16 protein-coding genes are annotated in these 17,677 nt (G+C 61.6%); 8 read left to right on the forward strand and 8 right to left on the reverse strand.

What is annotated here, in order from left to right; genetic code table 11:
- Nucleotides 1-20 precede the first annotated feature (20 nt).
- From K5X80_RS10885 to K5X80_RS10900, 4 genes are all read right to left on the reverse strand, one after another.
- Nucleotides 21-713, reverse strand: a complete 693-nt coding sequence (locus K5X80_RS10885) for a peptidylprolyl isomerase (protein ID WP_222557766.1) — start codon at nt 711-713, stop codon at nt 21-23.
- 105 nt (nt 714-818) lie between these two features.
- Nucleotides 819-1,331 carry a pantetheine-phosphate adenylyltransferase gene (gene coaD / locus K5X80_RS10890; RefSeq protein WP_222557767.1) on the reverse strand — a complete coding sequence of 171 codons (513 nt, stop codon included), beginning with the start codon at nt 1,329-1,331 and terminating at the stop codon, nt 819-821.
- On the reverse strand, nt 1,331-2,242 hold the full coding sequence (locus tag K5X80_RS10895) for a polyprenyl synthetase family protein (RefSeq protein WP_222557768.1): 912 nt from the start codon (nt 2,240-2,242) through the stop codon (nt 1,331-1,333). Before K5X80_RS10895 ends, coaD begins: the two co-directional genes overlap by 1 nt.
- Nucleotides 2,242-2,505: an exodeoxyribonuclease VII small subunit gene (locus tag K5X80_RS10900; RefSeq protein WP_222557769.1), complete on the reverse strand. Its 264-nt coding sequence runs from the start codon at nt 2,503-2,505 to the stop codon at nt 2,242-2,244. The genes K5X80_RS10895 and K5X80_RS10900 overlap by 1 nt, the downstream gene beginning before the upstream one ends.
- A gap of 85 nt (nt 2,506-2,590) precedes the next feature.
- On the opposite strand from K5X80_RS10900, the gene purL reads away from it, so the two are divergent.
- The gene (gene purL / locus K5X80_RS10905) at nt 2,591-4,807 is read left to right on the forward strand and encodes a phosphoribosylformylglycinamidine synthase subunit PurL (protein ID WP_222557770.1); all 2,217 of its coding nucleotides are present in this window, start codon (nt 2,591-2,593) and stop codon (nt 4,805-4,807) included.
- Between the two features lie 81 nt (nt 4,808-4,888).
- On the opposite strand, the gene serB is transcribed toward purL, so the two are convergent.
- Nucleotides 4,889-5,770, reverse strand: coding sequence for a phosphoserine phosphatase SerB (serB, locus tag K5X80_RS10910; RefSeq protein ID WP_222557771.1), 882 nt, complete (start codon nt 5,768-5,770; stop codon nt 4,889-4,891).
- A gap of 15 nt (nt 5,771-5,785) precedes the next feature.
- Here serB and miaA point away from each other — a divergent pair, with 15 nt between their 5' ends.
- The 6 genes from miaA to leuA all read left to right on the forward strand — a co-directional run bounded on the left by miaA (nt 5,786) and on the right by leuA (nt 12,998).
- Nucleotides 5,786-6,721 (forward strand): tRNA (adenosine(37)-N6)-dimethylallyltransferase MiaA, encoded by a 936-nt coding sequence (gene miaA / locus K5X80_RS10915; RefSeq protein WP_222557772.1) that lies wholly within the window; start codon nt 5,786-5,788, stop codon nt 6,719-6,721.
- Between the two features lie 140 nt (nt 6,722-6,861).
- Nucleotides 6,862-8,607: an acetolactate synthase 3 large subunit gene (locus tag K5X80_RS10920; protein WP_222557773.1), complete on the forward strand. Its 1,746-nt coding sequence runs from the start codon at nt 6,862-6,864 to the stop codon at nt 8,605-8,607.
- 14 nt (nt 8,608-8,621) lie between these two features.
- Entirely contained in the window at nt 8,622-9,137 is a 516-nt protein-coding gene (gene ilvN, locus K5X80_RS10925; RefSeq protein ID WP_222557774.1) for an acetolactate synthase small subunit, read from the forward strand.
- A gap of 97 nt (nt 9,138-9,234) precedes the next feature.
- Nucleotides 9,235-10,254 (forward strand): ketol-acid reductoisomerase, encoded by a 1,020-nt coding sequence (ilvC, locus tag K5X80_RS10930; protein WP_222557775.1) that lies wholly within the window; start codon nt 9,235-9,237, stop codon nt 10,252-10,254.
- Between the two features lie 131 nt (nt 10,255-10,385).
- Nucleotides 10,386-11,033, forward strand: coding sequence for a YceI family protein (locus tag K5X80_RS10935; RefSeq protein ID WP_222557776.1), 648 nt, complete (start codon nt 10,386-10,388; stop codon nt 11,031-11,033).
- A 279-nt stretch (nt 11,034-11,312) separates the two neighbouring features.
- On the forward strand, nt 11,313-12,998 hold the full coding sequence (leuA, locus tag K5X80_RS10940; protein ID WP_283249163.1) for a 2-isopropylmalate synthase: 1,686 nt from the start codon (nt 11,313-11,315) through the stop codon (nt 12,996-12,998).
- 71 nt (nt 12,999-13,069) lie between these two features.
- Here the strand turns inward: leuA and K5X80_RS10945 are convergent, their stop codons facing one another.
- From K5X80_RS10945 to K5X80_RS10955, 3 genes are all read right to left on the reverse strand, one after another.
- A complete protein-coding gene (locus K5X80_RS10945) occupies nt 13,070-13,807 on the reverse strand; it encodes a hypothetical protein (protein ID WP_222557777.1) in 738 nt (245 codons plus the stop codon).
- Nucleotides 13,808-13,863: 56 nt separating this feature from the next.
- Entirely contained in the window at nt 13,864-14,352 is a 489-nt protein-coding gene (locus K5X80_RS10950; RefSeq protein ID WP_222557778.1) for a flavodoxin family protein, read from the reverse strand.
- 138 nt (nt 14,353-14,490) lie between these two features.
- On the reverse strand, nt 14,491-15,663 hold the full coding sequence (locus K5X80_RS10955) for a hypothetical protein (RefSeq protein WP_222557779.1): 1,173 nt from the start codon (nt 15,661-15,663) through the stop codon (nt 14,491-14,493).
- Between the two features lie 189 nt (nt 15,664-15,852).
- On the opposite strand from K5X80_RS10955, the gene recJ reads away from it, so the two are divergent.
- A complete protein-coding gene (gene recJ / locus K5X80_RS10960) occupies nt 15,853-17,646 on the forward strand; it encodes a single-stranded-DNA-specific exonuclease RecJ (protein ID WP_222557780.1) in 1,794 nt (597 codons plus the stop codon).
- Nucleotides 17,647-17,677: the final 31 nt, after the last annotated feature.

Here is a 17,677-nt window from a genome sequence, read left to right on the forward strand (position 1 = left end):
CAACACCGCGCGATGGGAAGCTACTGAACCTGGGAAGACTTCAGCATCTCAGCCGTGATCGGCTGCGCATCGGGCGCTGGCGGAACGAAAGCAGGCGGGGCCTTGCGATCGGAAGCGATCGACGCTTGCACGATCTTCGTCGGGTTCTGCGGTGGTTCGCCCCGCTGGACCCGATCGACGGCATCCATATTGGCGATCACCCGGCCGAAATTGGTGTATCGCCGGTCAAGCGCGAAACGCGGGTAGAAAACGATGAAGAACTGGCTGTTGGCGCTATCATCCGATGCGGCGCGGGCCATTGACACCGAACCGCGAACATGCGGCAGATCGTTGAATTCGGCCTGGATGTCCGGCAGTTGCGAACCGCCCCGGCCGGTTCCCGTGGGATCGCCCGTCTGGGCCATGAAGCCATCGATCACGCGGTGGAAAATCACGCCGTTATAGAACCCCTGGCGCGCCAGTTCCTTGATCCGTTCGACATGATGCGGCGCCCAGTCCGGCATCAGGCGGATGGCGACGCGTTCCCCGGTGGAGAGATCGAGAAGCAGGATATTATCCAGATCCTCGTTCACATTGTAATTGACCGGAGCATAGATGCGCGCGGGTGCCGCGATTTCCTGGCCTTTCTTCTTGCTCTTGTCTTTCGCGGCAGCGAATCCCGGAGCAAGGGCGAGAGAAAGGGCCAAGGCAGTAGAGATCAGGGCTTTCGTCATCGGGTTCTCTGGCAATCGGGGTTTATCGAGCGCAGGGCGCGCAGATTGGCAATCCGCCGCGCCGTTTAGCCAGCGGCGACTGTCAACGCAATGAACGATCGTGGGTCAGTAGTCCCCAAGCTGGCCCCGCTCGGCGACGCGGGCCACCACTTCGCCGCGAATCTCGGGGCTTACGAACGGCTTGATATCTCCGCCGAACAGCGCGATTTCCTTAACCAGCTTGGACGCGATCGGTTGCAGGCTGACATCGGCCATCAGGAAAACCGTTTCGATTTTCGCGTTCAACTGCTGGTTCATCCCGGCCATCTGATATTCGTATTCGAAATCCGCCACTGCGCGCAGGCCGCGGATAATCATGCTGGCCCCCTGTTTTTCGGCGAATTTCATCAGCAGCGCGTTGAAGCCGACCACCGACACGTTATCCAGCCCGAGCATGGCCACTTCGCGTTCGACCATGGCCATGCGCTCCTGCGGCGTGAACATCGGATTCTTCGAAGGATTGGTCGTCACCCCGATAATCAGGCGGTCGACCAGCTTGGCGCCACGCCGGATGATATCGGCATGGCCCAGCGTGATCGGATCAAACGTACCCGGGTAAACACCAATCCGTTCGCTCATCAATGATCCCTTTCAACGATATAGCGCGCCAGTGCCCGCAGCAGCCGGGCTTCCGTCCCGTGGTTGGCAAGATGATCGCTGGCCTGCGCCACCAGCATTTCCGCCTGATCCCGCGCGCGTTGCGCCCCCAGAAGCGAAACGAACGTCTGCTTGCCTTTGCCCGCATCCTTGCGCAGCGCTTTCCCCGCTTTCGCTTCGTCCCCTTCATAGTCGAGGAGATCGTCCACGATCTGGAAGGCAAGGCCGATATCGCGTGCATAAGCGCGCAGATGTGCGCGGCCTTCGGGCGGAATGCGCCCGATAATCGCTCCCATTTCGACCGATGCGGCAAGCAGCGCCCCGGTCTTGAGCTGTTGCAACCGGGTGATGGTATGCAGATCGAACTCTTCGATCTCGGCGGCCATATCGATCATCTGCCCCCCCGCCATACCATGCGCACCAGCGGCCAAAGCCAGCGTTTGCACCAGTTCGGAGCGCACGAACGGATCGCCGCTGGTCGCTTCGTCCGACAGGATCGCAAACGCCATGGCATGGAGCGAATCGCCCGCCAGCACCGCCGTCGCTTCGTCAAAAGCCTTATGCACGGTGGGTCTGCCATGGCGGAGGTCATCGTCGTCCATACACGGCAGATCGTCATGGATCAGCGAATAGACGTGAATCGCCTCTATCGCGCAGGCGGCGCGCATGGCCGCAGCGCGGTGGACGCCATACATTTCGGCTGTGGCGACAAGCAGCAGTGGCCGCAACCGCTTGCCCCCGCCGATCGCGGCATAACGCATCGCCTCGATCAGCCGGGCATGCTTGTCATCCGGAATCGGCAGCAGCGAATCGAACAGCGAATCGATATCGCTGGCGATCTGGGCGAGATTGTCCGCCAGCAAGCCGCCATCGGTGGCGTCGGGCGTGGACATCAGGCCCCGGTCCGGCCTTCCGGATCGAACGCTTCCGCGCCTCTGACCGTGCCACCGGGCCCGGCGACGATCTTTTCGATACGCGCCTGCGCGGCATCGAGCCGTTTCTGGCAATGCATGCGAAGCGCTTCGCCCCGTTCATAAAGATCAATCGATTCGTCGAGCGGCACATCGCCGCTTTCAAGCATGCGAACCACGTCTTCCAGCGCGCGGAGCGCGTCTTCGAAGCTCATCTGCGAAATATCGGGGGCCTCTTGCGCCATGGATGCCAGCTTTGGCGGGCATATGCGGGCCGGTCAAGCGCGCTGGGGCTAGCAGGAGCGAGGTTCCCCCGCTAAGGGCCCGGACATGCCTAATACCGCCGACACGATCACGCCCGCTGTTGTCGAGGCCCATGGCCTCTCCCCCGAGGAATATAGCCACGTCCTCCATGCGCTCGGCCGCGAGCCGAACCTTGTGGAACTGGGTATTTTTTCGGTCATGTGGTCGGAGCATTGCTCCTACAAGAGCTCGCGACTCCACCTGAAGAAACTGCCGACCGAAGCCCCCTGGGTGATTCAGGGGCCGGGCGAGAATGCCGGTGTCATTGATATCGGCGATGGCCAGGCCGCCATCTTCAAGATGGAGAGCCATAACCACCCCAGCTATATCGAGCCGTATCAGGGTGCGGCCACCGGCGTCGGCGGCATTCTGCGCGATGTTTTCACCATGGGCGCGCGCCCCGTGGCCAATATGAACGCCTTGCGCTTCGGCCGCCCCGACCATCCCAAGATGAAGCATCTGGTCAAAGGCGTCGTTTCCGGGATCGGCGGCTACGGTAATTGCGTGGGTGTACCGACAGTGGGCGGGGAGACCAATTTCCACCCGGCTTACGACGGCAACATCCTGGTCAATGCGATGACGGTGGGCGTCGCCGATACGAACAAGATCTTCTATTGCGCCGCGACCGGCGTCGGCAATCCGATCGTCTATGTCGGATCCAAGACCGGGCGTGACGGGATTCATGGCGCGACCATGGCCAGCGCCGATTTCGGCGAGGATTCGGAAGAAAAGCGCCCCACCGTGCAAGTCGGCGATCCCTTCACCGAAAAGCTCCTGATCGAAGCCTGCCTCGAACTGATGGCGACCGATGCCATCGTCGCCATTCAGGATATGGGCGCGGCGGGCCTCACTTCCTCCAGCGTCGAAATGGCATCCAAGGGCGGTGCGGGCATCCGGCTCGACATGAATCAGGTGCCCTGCCGCGAAGAGGGCATGACGCCGTACGAAATGATGCTGTCGGAAAGCCAGGAGCGGATGCTCATGGTACTCAAGCCGGGCAAGGAAGCCATGGCCGAAGCGATCTTCCGCAAGTGGGAACTCGATTTCGCGGTCATCGGGGAAGTGACCGATACTGGCCATATGGTGTTGGAATGGAATGGCGAAGTGGTGTGCGACATCCCCCTCGCCCCGCTGGCCGATGAAGCACCGGAATACGATCGTCCCTATATTTCGAAAGAGGAATACGCGGCCTGGGCCGGGATCAGCGATCTTGCCGAAACGCCCGTGAGCGCAGATGTGGGCTCGGACCTGCTCAAGCTGATGGGCAGCGCCGATCTCGCATCGCGAAGCTGGATCTGGCAGCAGTATGACAGCCAGGTTGGCGCGGATACGTTGCAGCTTTCGGGTGGCGATGCGGCAGTGGTCCGTGTCCATGGCACGAAGAAGGCGCTGGCGATCAGCACCGACTGCACCCCGCGCTATTGCTACGCCAATCCCTACGAGGGCGGGAAGCAGGCGATTGCCGAAGCCTATCGCAACATTTCCGCCGTGGGTGGGCGCCCGCTGGCAGTGACCAACTGCCTCAACTTCGCCAATCCGCAACGTCCGGAGATCATGGCGCAGTTCGTGGGCTGCCTTGAGGGCATGGGCGATGCGTGCCGCGCGCTCGATTTCCCGATCGTGAGCGGCAACGTCTCCCTCTACAACGAATCCAAGGCCACCGGCGGCGGCTCCGCGATCTTGCCGACACCGGCTATCGGCGGCGTCGGACTGCTGGACGATTCCGCCACCATGGCCACAATCGCTTTCAAGACCGAAGGCGAAGCGCTGATCCTGATCGGCCAGACCGCCGGCCACCTCGGCCAGAGCTTGTGGCTGCGTGAATGCCATGGCCGCGAAGAAGGCCTGGCCCCGGTGGTCGATCTCGATGCGGAACGGCGCCACGGCGAATTTATCCGCAGGCTGATCGGCAATTGCGCAGTCACGGCCGTGCACGATATTTCGGATGGCGGCGCACTTGTCGCAATCGCGGAAATGGCGCTCGCAGGAAACATCGGCGCGCAGGTCACTCTGTCCGGCGCTGAAAATCCCGCCGCATTCTGTTTCGGCGAGGATCAGGGGCGCTATCTGGTGACGACCCGCGACGCCGAGGCCGTGCTCAAAGCAGCCGAAGAACAGGGTATCGAAGCCGTGCAGATCGGCACGACCGGCGGCGTCATGATTTCCGGCGCAAGCGTTGCGGTGCCACTGGCCGATCTGCGCGAAGCAAGCGAGAGTTTCTTCCGCGACTGGATGGAAAGCTGAAGCTTAGTCCTTAACAGGTCAAGAAAAAGGGCATCGTGATCGTCTCACGATGCCCTTTTTTGTTGCCAGAGGCGACGCGGGTCAGCCGACCCATTCAGCTTCAGGAATCCGCAGCAGATGGAGGATCGCGGTCAGATCGCCGCGATCGATCCAGCCATTGGCGGCTGCGCGTGCCTTGGGCTTGGCACGATAGGCAATGCCGTACGTCGCCGCTTCCAGCATCGGAATGTCGTTGGCGCCATCCCCTGTGGCCAAGCTGACCCCGGCATCGCCCAGATGGGCCATCTCTTCGAGCAGGACCGCCTTCTTCACGCTGCTGTCGGTAATCGCGCCGACCAGCCCTCCAGTGAGCACGCCGCCTGAAACTTCGAGCCGGTTGCCCACCACGCGTTCGAAACCGAGCTGCTCCGCCACCGGATCGGCGAACTGATGGAAACCGCCTGTCACCAGCACCGTGCGGCAACCTTTGCTTTTCAAAGTCGCGACCAGCGTCTTGGCGCCGGGCATCGGAACGATACGCGTGCTGAGGCATTCGGAAATCGCCTCTTCCGCCAGATTCCGCAGTAGCAGCACACGCTCGCGCAGCGCACTTTCGAAATCCAGTTCCCCCTGCATCGCCCGCTCGGTGATCTCGGCAATCTGCGGCTTGATCCCGGCGAAATCGGCCAGTTCGTCAATGCATTCCTGCCCGATCATGGTCGAATCCATGTCAGATACGAAAACATGCGGGACGCGGATTTCCTCATCGGTCAGCAGCAGGTCCGATGGGCGGAAATGCTCGTCCAGAATGCCCGCGACCGTTGCCGCATCGCCTTCGGGCAAGGAAATCTGCAGGACCGGGCTGTTGGCATCGACCAGTTGGGCCATGGCTACACGCATCCCGTGCGCTTCCAGCGCGGCGGTGGCCTGATCAAGAGTTGTCGAATAGGCGTGCGGGTCTGCTATCAGGCGGGCGATGAGCAAGGGAATCTCCGTATTATGACGACCGGGCTGCCGCCGCTGGCGCTCATTGCAGGGCCGACCGCGAGCGGCAAGAGCGATTGTGCTGTCGCCCTCGCACGTGCACTCGTACAACAAGGGCGCCGCGCGGTGGTTATCAACGCCGACAGCGCGCAGGTCTATGCCGATCTCGCAGTGCTCAGCGCCCGTCCGTCGGCGCAGGAGATGCAGGGGATAGAACACCGCCTGTTCGGCACCTGGGATGGCGCTGTCGCCTGTTCCGCCGCCGATTGGGCGCTGGCGGCGGCAATGGAAATCCACGCGTTGCATGCCGAGGGCGCAGTGCCCATCCTGGTTGGCGGCACCGGGCTCTACATCCGCACTCTGCTGGAGGGTATTGCCCCGATCCCGCCGATCGATCCGTTCATTCGCGAACAGGTGCGCGCCCTGCCCCTCGCCGATGCTTATGCCGCGCTCTGCCGTGAAGACCCCGCCCGGGCCGCGGCGCTCAACGCCAACGATGCCACGCGCGTGGCACGGGCACTGGAAGTCATCCGTTCCACCGGGCGGCCGATGGCCGAATGGCAGGAAGCGCGTGAAGGCGGACTGGGCGATACCGTCGCTCTGCACCCCCTGATTCTGCTCCCCCCGCGTGAGGAGCTCTATGCGCGATGCGATGCGCGCTTTGTCCAGATGATGGATGCCGGCGCCGTGGAAGAAGTCAGGGCTCTGCTCGCCCGCCGACTCGATCCCGCCCTGCCCGTTATGCGTGCGATCGGGGTTCGCGAGATTGCAGACTGGTTGCAGGGGGGATGCACGCGCGAAGAGGCCATCGCACAAGGAGCACAGGCGACACGAAATTACGCGAAGCGGCAATATACATGGTTTCGGAGGCAACCTCCTGTCGCGTGGCCGCGCAAGGAAATTATAAATTCTGAATTTTCTTCCTATTTTGAAATATTATTACAACACTAAGCGTTGACATGCCATATCATGTCTCTTAGGCGCCCCTCATCCACGGTCAGAGAAGCAGGCCCGACGCATCCGCGCCGGGTTCTTTTTTCTGCCCCACGATGTCCGCCAGACGGCAAGCCCGTCACAAGTGAGGAAATGACGTGACCCAAGAGCGCAGCGGCGCAAAGATCCTGGTCGAAAGCCTTGTCCGTCAGGGTGTCGAATTCGTGTTCGGCTATCCCGGCGGGGCTGTTCTGCCGATCTATGACGAATTGTTTGGCGATGACCGTATCCGCCACATCCTTGTCCGGCACGAAGCCGGTGCGGCCCATGCCGCCGAAGGCTATGCCCGTTCCACCGGCAAGCCAGGCGTCGTGCTCGTGACTTCCGGCCCCGGCGCGACCAATGCCGTCACCGGCATTGCCGACGCGTTCCTCGATTCCATTCCTATGGTCGTCATCACCGGGCAGGTCGCCACCAACCTGATCGGTTCGGACGCCTTCCAGGAAGCGGATACGATCGGCATCACGCGCCATTGCACCAAACACAACTATCTGGTGCGCGATCCTGCGGAACTGGCGGCGACGATCGACGAAGCGTTCGAAATCGCCACCACCGGCCGGCCCGGCCCTGTCGTTATCGATATTCCCAAGAACGTCCAGGTCGCGACTGCGCTTCTCAGTGATTCCAAGCCGCAACGCCCGCAGCGCTATAACCCGCGCCTTGCGGCGGAAAGCGACGAAATCGCCAAGGCCATCGATCTGATCGCGAATGCCAAGGCGCCGATCCTTTATACCGGCGGCGGGATTATCAATTCCGGCCCACGGGCGAGCGAACTGCTGCGCCAGTTCCAGGCGCTGACCGGTGCCCCCGTCACCTCCACACTGATGGGCCTCGGCGCGTTTCCGGCGGATCACTCCGATTGGCTGGGCATGCTCGGCATGCATGGCACTTATGAAGCAAACATGGCGATGAACCGCTGCGACGTGATGATCAACGTCGGCGCGCGCTTCGATGATCGCGTCACCGGGCGTCTCGACGCCTTTTCGCCGGATTCGACGAAAATCCACATCGATATCGACCGCAGTTCGATCAACAAGACGGTTCCGGTCGATCTGCCGATCATCGGCGATTGCGCGACGGTTCTGGAACAGCTCATCGCGGCTTGGGGCAATCGCAAGGCCACCGATCTGTCTGAGTGGAAAGCCCGGATCGACGGCTGGCGCGCGCGTGACAGCCTTGCCTATCCGCGCCGTTCAGGCGATCTGATCATGCCGCAATACGCGGTTGAGCGGTTGTTCGCACTCACTCGCGACAAGGACCCGATCATCACCACCGAAGTCGGTCAGCACCAGATGTGGGCCGCGCAATATTTCGGTTTCGACAAGCCGAACAAGTGGCTGACTTCGGGCGGGCTCGGCACGATGGGCTACGGCATGCCCGCGGCCATCGGCGCGCAGCTCGGCAATCCGGAAAGCCTCGTGATCGATATTGCGGGCGAAGCCTCGATCCAGATGAACATTCAGGAAATGGGCACGGCCAGCCAGTTCCGTCTGCCGATCAAGGTGTTCATTCTCAACAACGAATACATGGGCATGGTTCGCCAGTGGCAGGAACTGACTTATGAGAGCCGCTATTCGAATTCCTATTCGGACAGCCTGCCCGACTTCGTGAAAATGGCCGAAGCCTATGGCTGGAAGGGCATCCGCATCCATGACGAAAGCGAGCTGGACGCGGGTATCAAGGCAATGATCGAACACGATGGCCCGGTGATGGTGGATTGCCTCGTTTCGAAGGAAGCCAACTGCTTCCCGATGATCCCGAGCGGTGCGGCCCACACCGAAATGCTGCTCTACGGCGATGTCCATGCCGGGACGATGGACGACGAAGCCAAAGCGCTGGTCTGAGAAGGATGGAAATGATGAAAATCCAGCACGGCGAGGCCGAGCGCCACGTCCTGACTGTCACCGTCGATAACGAAGCGGGCATTCTCGCCCGCATCGCCGGGATGTTCACTGCGCGCGGCTACAATATCGACAGCCTGACTGTGGCCGATATCAGCGAAAATCACTCGATCAGCCGGATCACTATCGTTACTCAGGGGCCGCCCTCGGTGATCGATCAGATCCACGCCCAGCTCGAACGGCTGGTTCCGGTGCACAAAGTCACCGATCTGACCGAATCCGGGCCGCATGTGGAGCGCGAACTGGCTCTGATCAAAGTGTCCGGCACGGGTGAAAAGCGGGTCGAAGCCTTGCGGGTGGCCGATGTGTTCCGCGCCAAAGTTGTCGACACCACGACTTCGAGCTTCATTTTCGAACTGACCGGCGCGCCCGACAAGATCGACAGCTTCATCGCCATCATGCGCGAACTGGGGCTGGTCGAAGTCGGCCGCACGGGGATCGTCGGGATGATGCGCGGCGGCAACGCCGCCTGATCCCTCCATCGCGGAATTGGCGGAAAAGCCAATTTCCTCTTGCAAATTCGTTACCGGGCCGCTTTCGCGAGCCCAGCGCATACACAGGGATAGACCAATGAAAGTTTATTACGACGCCGATTGCGATCTCAACCTGATCACGGACAAGAAGATTGCCGTGCTCGGCTATGGCAGCCAGGGCCACGCCCACGCGCAGAACCTGCGCGATAGCGGGGTGAAGGATGTCGCCATCGCGCTTCGTCCCGGTTCGGCCAGCGCCAAGAAGGCGGAAAGCGCCGGCTTCAAGGTTCTTTCGAACAAGGATGCCGCCGCATGGGCCGATATCCTCATGATCCTCGCGCCCGATGAACATCAGGCCGCGATCTGGGAAAACGACCTCAAGGGCAACATGAAGAAGGGTGCTGCCCTCGCCTTCGCCCACGGTCTCAATATCCACTTCGGCCTGATCGAAGTGCCCAGCGACATCGATGTGATCATGATCGCGCCGAAGGGCCCCGGCCACACCGTGCGTTCGGAATATGTTCGTGGCGGCGGCGTGCCGTGCCTCGTGGCGATCGCGCAGGATGCCACCGGCAATGCGCATGATATCGCTCTTGCCTACGCTTCGGGCGTCGGTGGCGGCCGCAGCGGCATCATCGAAACCAATTTCAAGGAAGAGTGCGAAACCGATCTCTTCGGCGAACAGGTCGTTCTGTGCGGCGGCATCACCCACCTGATCCAAGCCGGTTTCGAAACGCTGGTCGAAGCCGGCTATGCGCCGGAAATGGCCTATTTCGAATGTCTCCACGAAACCAAGCTGATCGTGGACCTGCTGTATGAAGGCGGCATCGCCAACATGCGCTATTCGATCTCGAACACGGCCGAATACGGTGACATCACCACCGGCCCGCGCATCATCACCGACGAAACCAAGGCGGAAATGAAGCGCGTGCTGACCGATATCCAGACCGGCCGTTTCGTGAAGAACTTCGTGCTCGACAACCGCGCTGGCCAGCCCGAACTCAAGGCTGCCCGCAAGCTTGCCGAAGCGCACCCGATCGAACAGACCGGTTCGCGCCTGCGTGCGATGATGCCGTGGATCGGCGCCAACAAGCTGGTCGACAAAGAAAAGAACTAAACTTTTCGGAATGTTCCGGGGCGGCAATGTTACCGCCCCGGGCATTCTTCTTTGCGTGTACGACTGGACAGGCACCCTCGCACACGCCAGATTGCTCCCCATCATCGATCGAACAGGGGAGATCTTCTAAAATGCGTAGGCTTTCGCTAGCCCTTGCAGGCGTTGCCGGGGCAACGCTGCTTTCCTTCAGCGCGCTCCAAGCCCAGAACGGCACCAACGCCCAGCCCGGCACGGCTGACGCATCACTCGTCACCGCCGGAACCTACACTGCCGATCCCGCGCACACGCTGGTCGGCTGGCGCGTCAATCACTTCGGATTTTCGGATTATTTCGGCCTGTTCGGCGATGTGACCGGAACGCTGAAACTCGATCCGATCAACGTCGAATCCAGTTCGCTGGAAGTGCGCATTCCCGTCGCCAAGATCACAACCGCCAGTGCGGACCTGACCTCCCACCTGCTGCGCGCGGGCAAGGATGGCGGCGCCCCCGATTTCTTCGGTCCGACCCCTGCCGATGCCGTATTCAAATCGACCCAAATTCGCCCCAATGGGACCAGCGAAGCGCTGATCTTCGGCAATCTGACGCTGAACGGCGTAACAAAGCCGGTCTCGGTCATGGCCCGCTTCACCGGTGCGGGTGAAAATCCGGCCACCAAGAAGCAGACTGTCGGCTTCAAGGGATGGGCGCGGATCAAGCGGTCCGATTTCAACATCAATTTCGGCATTCCGATGGTCACCGACACCGTCGATCTCGACATCACCGCCGCGTTCGAAAAGTAATTTCCTTTTCCGTGTGAAGGCCTCAATTCAGGCCCTCACACGGCAGGAAATCGCCTTCCGATGCAGCTTGCACTTGAAATTTGCCCGCTGATAGGCAAATAGCCCGGTGTAATGACGTACCGCACGATCTTGGCGCTGCTTCGACTTACTCGCCCTTAGGCGAGTTATTTGCCTGCGCACTGTTCGCGCATGGCACCCGCCTAAGGGCTCTGGAAATCATCAGTCGAAATTCTACCGCGCCTCTTGTCGTGCGCGGCACAAGCGATAAGGCGAATCGTCATGTCCATGTTGAAAGAACCGGGCCGAAAATACCGGCCCTTCCCGCAGATCAATCTGCCTGACCGGCAGTGGCCAAACCGCACGATCACCCAACCGCCGCGTTGGCTCTCCACCGATCTGCGCGATGGCAACCAATCGATCATCGATCCGATGGATGCGGTAAAAAAGAATCGTTTCTTCGATTTGTTGGTGGAAACCGGTTTCAAGGAAATCGAAGTCGGCTTTCCCGCTGCGGGAGCCACCGAATTCGATTTCATCACATCACTGGTCCGTGGCGGGCGTGTTCCGAACGATGTCATCATTCAGGTGCTGACCCAATCGCGCGAAGATCTGATTCGCACCAGCTTCGACAGCCTGGAAGGCGCACGCGCGGCCATCATCCATCTCTACAACGCCGTATCGCCCGCATGGCGCGATATCGTGTTCCAGATGACGCAGCCGCAGGTGAAGGAAATCGCCATCAATGGCGCGAAACTGCTGCGCGATGAAGCGGCCAAGCGGCCCGGAACGGACTGGTTCTTCGAATACAGTCCCGAAACCTTCTCCACCGCCGAACTGGATTTCAGCCTCGAGGTTTGCGAGGCGGTGATGGATATCCTGCAGCCGACGCCGGACCATCCGTTGATTTTCAATCTGCCGGCAACGGTTGAGGCCGCCACGCCCAATATCTACGCCGACCAGATCGAATATTTCCACCGCAACATCCCACGGCGCGACAGCGTGGTGATCTCGCTGCATACTCATAATGATCGGGGCACCGGGGTGGCTGCGGCCGAATTGGGCATAATGGCCGGGGCGGATCGCGTGGAAGGCTGCCTGTTCGGCAATGGGGAGCGCACGGGCAATTGCTGCCTCGTGACGGTAGCTCTCAACATGTACACACAAGGCATTGATCCCAAACTCGATTTTTCTGACATCGACAAGGCGATCGAAACGGTTGAATACTGCAACCAGATCCCGGTGCACCAGCGGCACCCCTACGGTGGCGAACTGGTCTTCACCGCGTTTTCGGGCAGCCATCAGGATGCGATCAAGAAAGGTTTTTCCGCCAACGAGCGGCAGAACGACGAATATTGGCGCGTTCCCTATCTGCCGATCGATCCCGCCGACCTGGGCCGCAGCTACGAAGCGGTAATCCGGGTCAATTCGCAGAGCGGCAAAGGCGGGTTCGCCTGGGTGCTCGAAAAGGATCAGGGCTTGAAGCTGCCGAAGCGGATGCAGGCGCACTTTTCGAAGTACGTCCAGCAATTGGCCGATCATCTGGGGCGCGAATTGAATGCCGATGATATCTGGCAGGTCTTCCGCGAAACCTACTTCATCAAAATTGATAAGCGGCGCTATCAACTTGTTGATTACGATGAAAATCGTGCCAGCGATGGTACACGGCTGTTCAGCGGCACAATCAAAGTCGATGGCCGCGAAGAACGTGTCAGTGGACGCGGCAAGGGGCTGATTTCGTCAGTCCTCGCCACGTTGAAAGAAGCGTTCGGCCTGGAACTGGAAGTGCTGGATTACAGCGAACACGCGTTGGGCACCGGCACCGATGCTCGTGCCGCCGCCTATCTCGAATGCCAGATGCCCGACGGACAGACGGTTTGGGGCGTCGGTATCGATGAAGACGTGGCCGCCGCCAGCGTCCGCGCAATTGTCAGCGCCGCCAACAGCGCCCACCGCGCCATCGCGTAACGGGGACATACGAGCCGGACGGAAACCACCCTGTCCGGCTCGGTTTCCGATACCACCATGCGGAACGGGTCTTAACCACCCCAGACACGCACAAACCGCTGGTTGGAGGATGGCATGACTTTCAGCATCCGCCCATCGGGCCCAACCATCTGCTCAACCGCCTCAAAAGGACCGTTCTCCACCAGATGATCGATCAGGCGCACGGCAATTTTTGTGGCGCTTGCGGTGCTTTCCACCAGTTCCGGCTCCACACGAACTTCCTGCCCGGTGAAGAATGCCGCCCCTTCGCTCTGCAATCCGCCATCGGCGGACAGTTCGAGGCCGACCAGCCCACGCGCCGGAAAAATACCACCTTCCAACCAGTTACGTATCATTGATGCAAAATAGGCTGGGCTGAGCCAACTGCTTGCGGGATGCCACGCCACTGCAACCAGACCATCCAGCGGGCACAACGCCCCTGCAACGTTCATCATCGTTTGCACCACGGGTTTCATCGTCGTGCCGCCTGACAGATGATGCCCCGGCTGCAACGTGATGACTTCCAGATCCGCGCTGTCGCAACCATCGGACAAATCGAAACGATGAAGGCATGGCGGCATGGCATCCGCCGTCCCCGGCGCCAGACCGGTGAGATCGAATGCCAGCCCCTGCGCGAGCAGTTCGACACCGTGCCGCGCATCCATCCCGGAATGGACATGGCTGATAATCAACCCGCTTCCATCCTGGGACAGCAAGGTACGCACGTCGTCGATCCCCGGCCTCCGCCCTGCTTCGAACAGCAAGGAAATTCGCGCGGCTACGCTTTCCATATATCAATCCCCTCAATCGCCCCTTTTGAGGCACTATCGCATCGGGTGTCGATCCGTCAGAATATGCCGAGTTCCAGCCCTTCCGCCATCCCCTGCCCCAGTTCGCGGCAGGCGCTCAGCTTATCGGCCGGCACGGTCTTGGCACGCAGGATTGCTTCCGGTGTCTGCGCGGAAAGGTTGACAATCAACGGTTCGGCCACGCGCCGCAACCGCCAGCCCGTCACGATCCGATCGATCTGGGCCTGCGCGCCATGCCCGTCCGATCCGGCTGCAATCGCCGTGGCATAGGCCCGGCCCTCCACTTTCCCCAGCAGCGGATAATAGCAGCGATCGAACATTTCCTTCATCATCCCGCTCATAGAAGCGAGATTTTCCGGGCAGACGAACACATAGCCATCGGCTGCCAGCAAATCCGCCGGAGAGACCGTTTCCGCCGAATAGAGCTTCGCGTGGCCCCCACCGCCTTCCGCCACGGCTTGCGCCATCGCCCGGGCGGCGCCGGTGCGGCTGTGCCAGACAACGGCAAAGAACGTTTCAGCGGCCATCGCGCGGCGGTTCACCCAAGATCATCACCGCATGATGGCACAAGCGGGAATGCAGCCCAAGCCGGGCGGATGGCCCGCCCGCCCCACAGATACATCCCCGCAATCCCTGTATCGTCACCGCTTGGGAACGTGGCGAAGCTAGCAGCCTCCCCCGCCACCCAAGACGCCACCGAGCATACCGCCCAGCCCCCTGGGCTTGCATTTCTTCTGCTGTTGCCGAGCCGGCGCGCCGTCATCCGCGCTGTTCATAGCCCCCATCATCATGCCCTGCCCGTCCATCCAGCTTGTCATCGAGCGATGGCGGATGCGCGCGGTCCATTCGAGATTCCACGGCTTGCCCGCCTCGGTCGGGCGCGGCGGATAAGAGAACGTTTCCTCCGGCCCGAAAGCCGTCAAGGTTCCGAAGCGGAAATCGGGTGTCGCCTCGCGCACTTCGGTCGGAACGACGCAACTGGTCGCGGTCGGCGGCAGAACCGTCTTGTCCTTCACCAGCCCCGCCACTTGCGAAGGTGAGAGCCAATCGGACAATCCCCCGCCGAACTGGCGTGAGGCGCTGCTGGTCCATAGCACCATATCGCCCATTTCCCCGCCCGGCCCCATTTTGCCGCCGGTGATGAAAGCGAGATAGCCTGTCGCCTCGGGCACGGCCGACCAGTTGATCACGGTTGCCCCGCCAGCCTGCTGCCTGCTCGACACCGAAAGCGGGCGCATGAAATCCTTGGCAGCCGTGAATGCGATTTCCGGTGCATAATTGCTGACGATGCGGTGCGCGCCGAGCAGCGAACTGTCAGGCTTCACATACTTGCCGTCTTCCGCGGGCCAGCGGCCGAACGTCTTGCTGTTGGCCAATGTCGGCCCCCAGTCGCGCACGATCGTCGTCGTCCACAGCCCGGAAGGCATCTGGCCTGCCGCCAGCTTGGCGAAATCGATCACCACCGGCTGCCCCTTGGGTGCATTCATCCCGCAACCCCAGAAGATCAGCAGCCGCCCTTTCGGCTTCTGCGGCAATTCATCGATGCCCCCCCGTTCTTCCCGGGGTGTGACCAGCAGCACCGATTTGCCGAGCCGGGCCGTGGGCGGCATGAAATGTTCCGCTTTGGCCGCACCCTTTTCCGCCGTACGCGACGAGCCGAGACGCAGATAGAGTTCGTGCTGTGCGGCATTGCCGCCACGACCGCCGAACATCATGCTCATCATCGATCCGGCGCCCATCGCGCCCACGCCCGATACCGTCCCCGCACGAATATCGTAGCGGGCTACCGGCCCGCTGCCCGATCCTTGCGCCGCCAGCAGTGGTGCGACTGCAATCACTGAAATCGCTGCAAATACAGCGCCCCTCGAACCCTTCATAATTACGTCCCCAATCGTATTTGCAGGAGTCGAACCACTTCATACTTCACTTTTATCGCTCTGTATTTGTAGAAATACGTCAATCACGTATTTGTCCGCGTGAGCGCTGCCCACTTTCCCCCACGCCAGCGATAGGGTAGCGCGGCAATCATGGCTTCACGTCCGGTTACATCCGTTTTTGGTATCGACCGTTCGCTCAGCGGGCGCATGTGGCGCTGGCGCGGCGGCAACATGGATATGGGGGAAAGCGCCGCCGATCTGGGCGACGATCTCGTCACCCAACTTCTCCTCGCACGGGGGGTTCCGCGGGAGGATCTGGAACGGCACCGCAATCCCACGCTGCGGGAATTCCTGCCCGATCCCTCCGCGTTCCGCGATATGGATGTGGCCGCGGAAAGGCTGGCGCAGGCGGTGATGACGGGGGAATCCATCACCATCTACGGTGATTACGATGTCGATGGCGCGACCAGCGCGGCCCTGTTGATCCGCCTGCTGCGGATGCTGGGGCATCGGGCGGACTACTACATTCCCGATCGGCTGCTGGAAGGCTACGGCCCCAGTGGCGAGGCTCTGGTTCGCCTCGGCCAGCAGGGCAGCAGCCTGATCGTGACTGTCGATTGCGGGGCGATGGCGCATCAGGCGCTGGCCGATGCGCACGCGGCGGGGATCGACGTGATCGTGGTCGACCATCACAAATGCGCGGCGGAACTGCCGCAGACGGTGGCCCTGGTAAACCCTAACCGCCTGGATGAGAGCGATATCGGCGCGGCGCACGGCCATCTGGCGGCGGTAGGCGTGGCTTTCCTGCTCGCGGTGGCGACCGTCCGCACCTTGCGCCAACGCAATTTCTTCGAATCGCGGCCGGAACCGAGCCTTTTCGAACTGCTTGATCTCGTCGCTCTCGGCACGGTGGCCGATGTGGCCGCCATTCAGGGGCTCAACCGCGCGATGGTAGCGCAGGGGCTCAAGATCATGGCCCGGCGCGACAATATCGGGATGGCCGCGCTGATCGATGCCGCGCGGCTCAACCGTGCACCCGTGTGCAGCGACCTGGGCTTTGCCTTGGGCCCACGCATCAATGCGGGGGGAAGAGTCGGGGAATCGACCTTGGGGGTGCGCCTGCTCACCACCGAAGATGCCGAAGAGGCCCGGGCAATCGCCGCGCAACTGTCGCAATTGAACGAAGAACGCCGGGCGATCGAAGCCTCCGTGCAGGAAGCCGCCGAAGCGCTGCTCCAGACCCAGCACAACCGGGCTGTGCCCGTTCTGGCGGGGCGTGGCTGGCACCCGGGAGTGATCGGGATCGTGGCCGGGCGCATCAAGGAGAAGACCGGCAAGCCCGCTCTGGTGATCGCGCTCGACGCGGACGAGGAGACCGGTCACGGCAAGGGCTCGGGTCGCTCCATCACCGGAGTCGATCTCGGTGCCGCAATTATCGAAGCGCGCGAACTGGGCCTGCTGGTGGCCGGCGGCGGCCATGCCATGGCGGCGGGCCTGACCATCGAATCGGGGAAAATCGCGGCACTTGCCGACTTCCTTGATGAACGGCTCGGCCGCGCGGTGACGGCGGCACAGGCCCAGCAGTCGATGCTGCTCGATCTTTCCGTGGCGCCACGCGGGCTCAATCCGTCGCTGGTGGAAGCTCTGGAAAGCGCCGGGCCCTATGGCGTCGGCTGGCCCGGTCCGCGTATCGCGGTAGGGCCGGTGCGCCTCATCAAGGCGGATATCGTCGGCAAGGATCACGTTCGCCTGATCGCCGCCGGGCGCGACGGCGCCTCGTTCAAGGCCGTGGCCTTCAGAGCGGCGGAAAGCGAACTCGGGCAAACTCTGCTGCATGGGGCACAAGGGCGGCAATTGTGGCTGGCCGGGCGTGCGAAGATCGACGATTGGGCAAGCAGACCGCAAGCGGAACTGCATGTGGACGATGCGGCCTGGGCCGATTGATCGCCAACAAATTCCCTCTCTTTGAAACGGG

Origin of the sequence: Caenibius sp. WL (assembly GCF_019803445.1) — a bacterium.
Taxonomy (GTDB): domain Bacteria; phylum Pseudomonadota; class Alphaproteobacteria; order Sphingomonadales; family Sphingomonadaceae; genus Caenibius.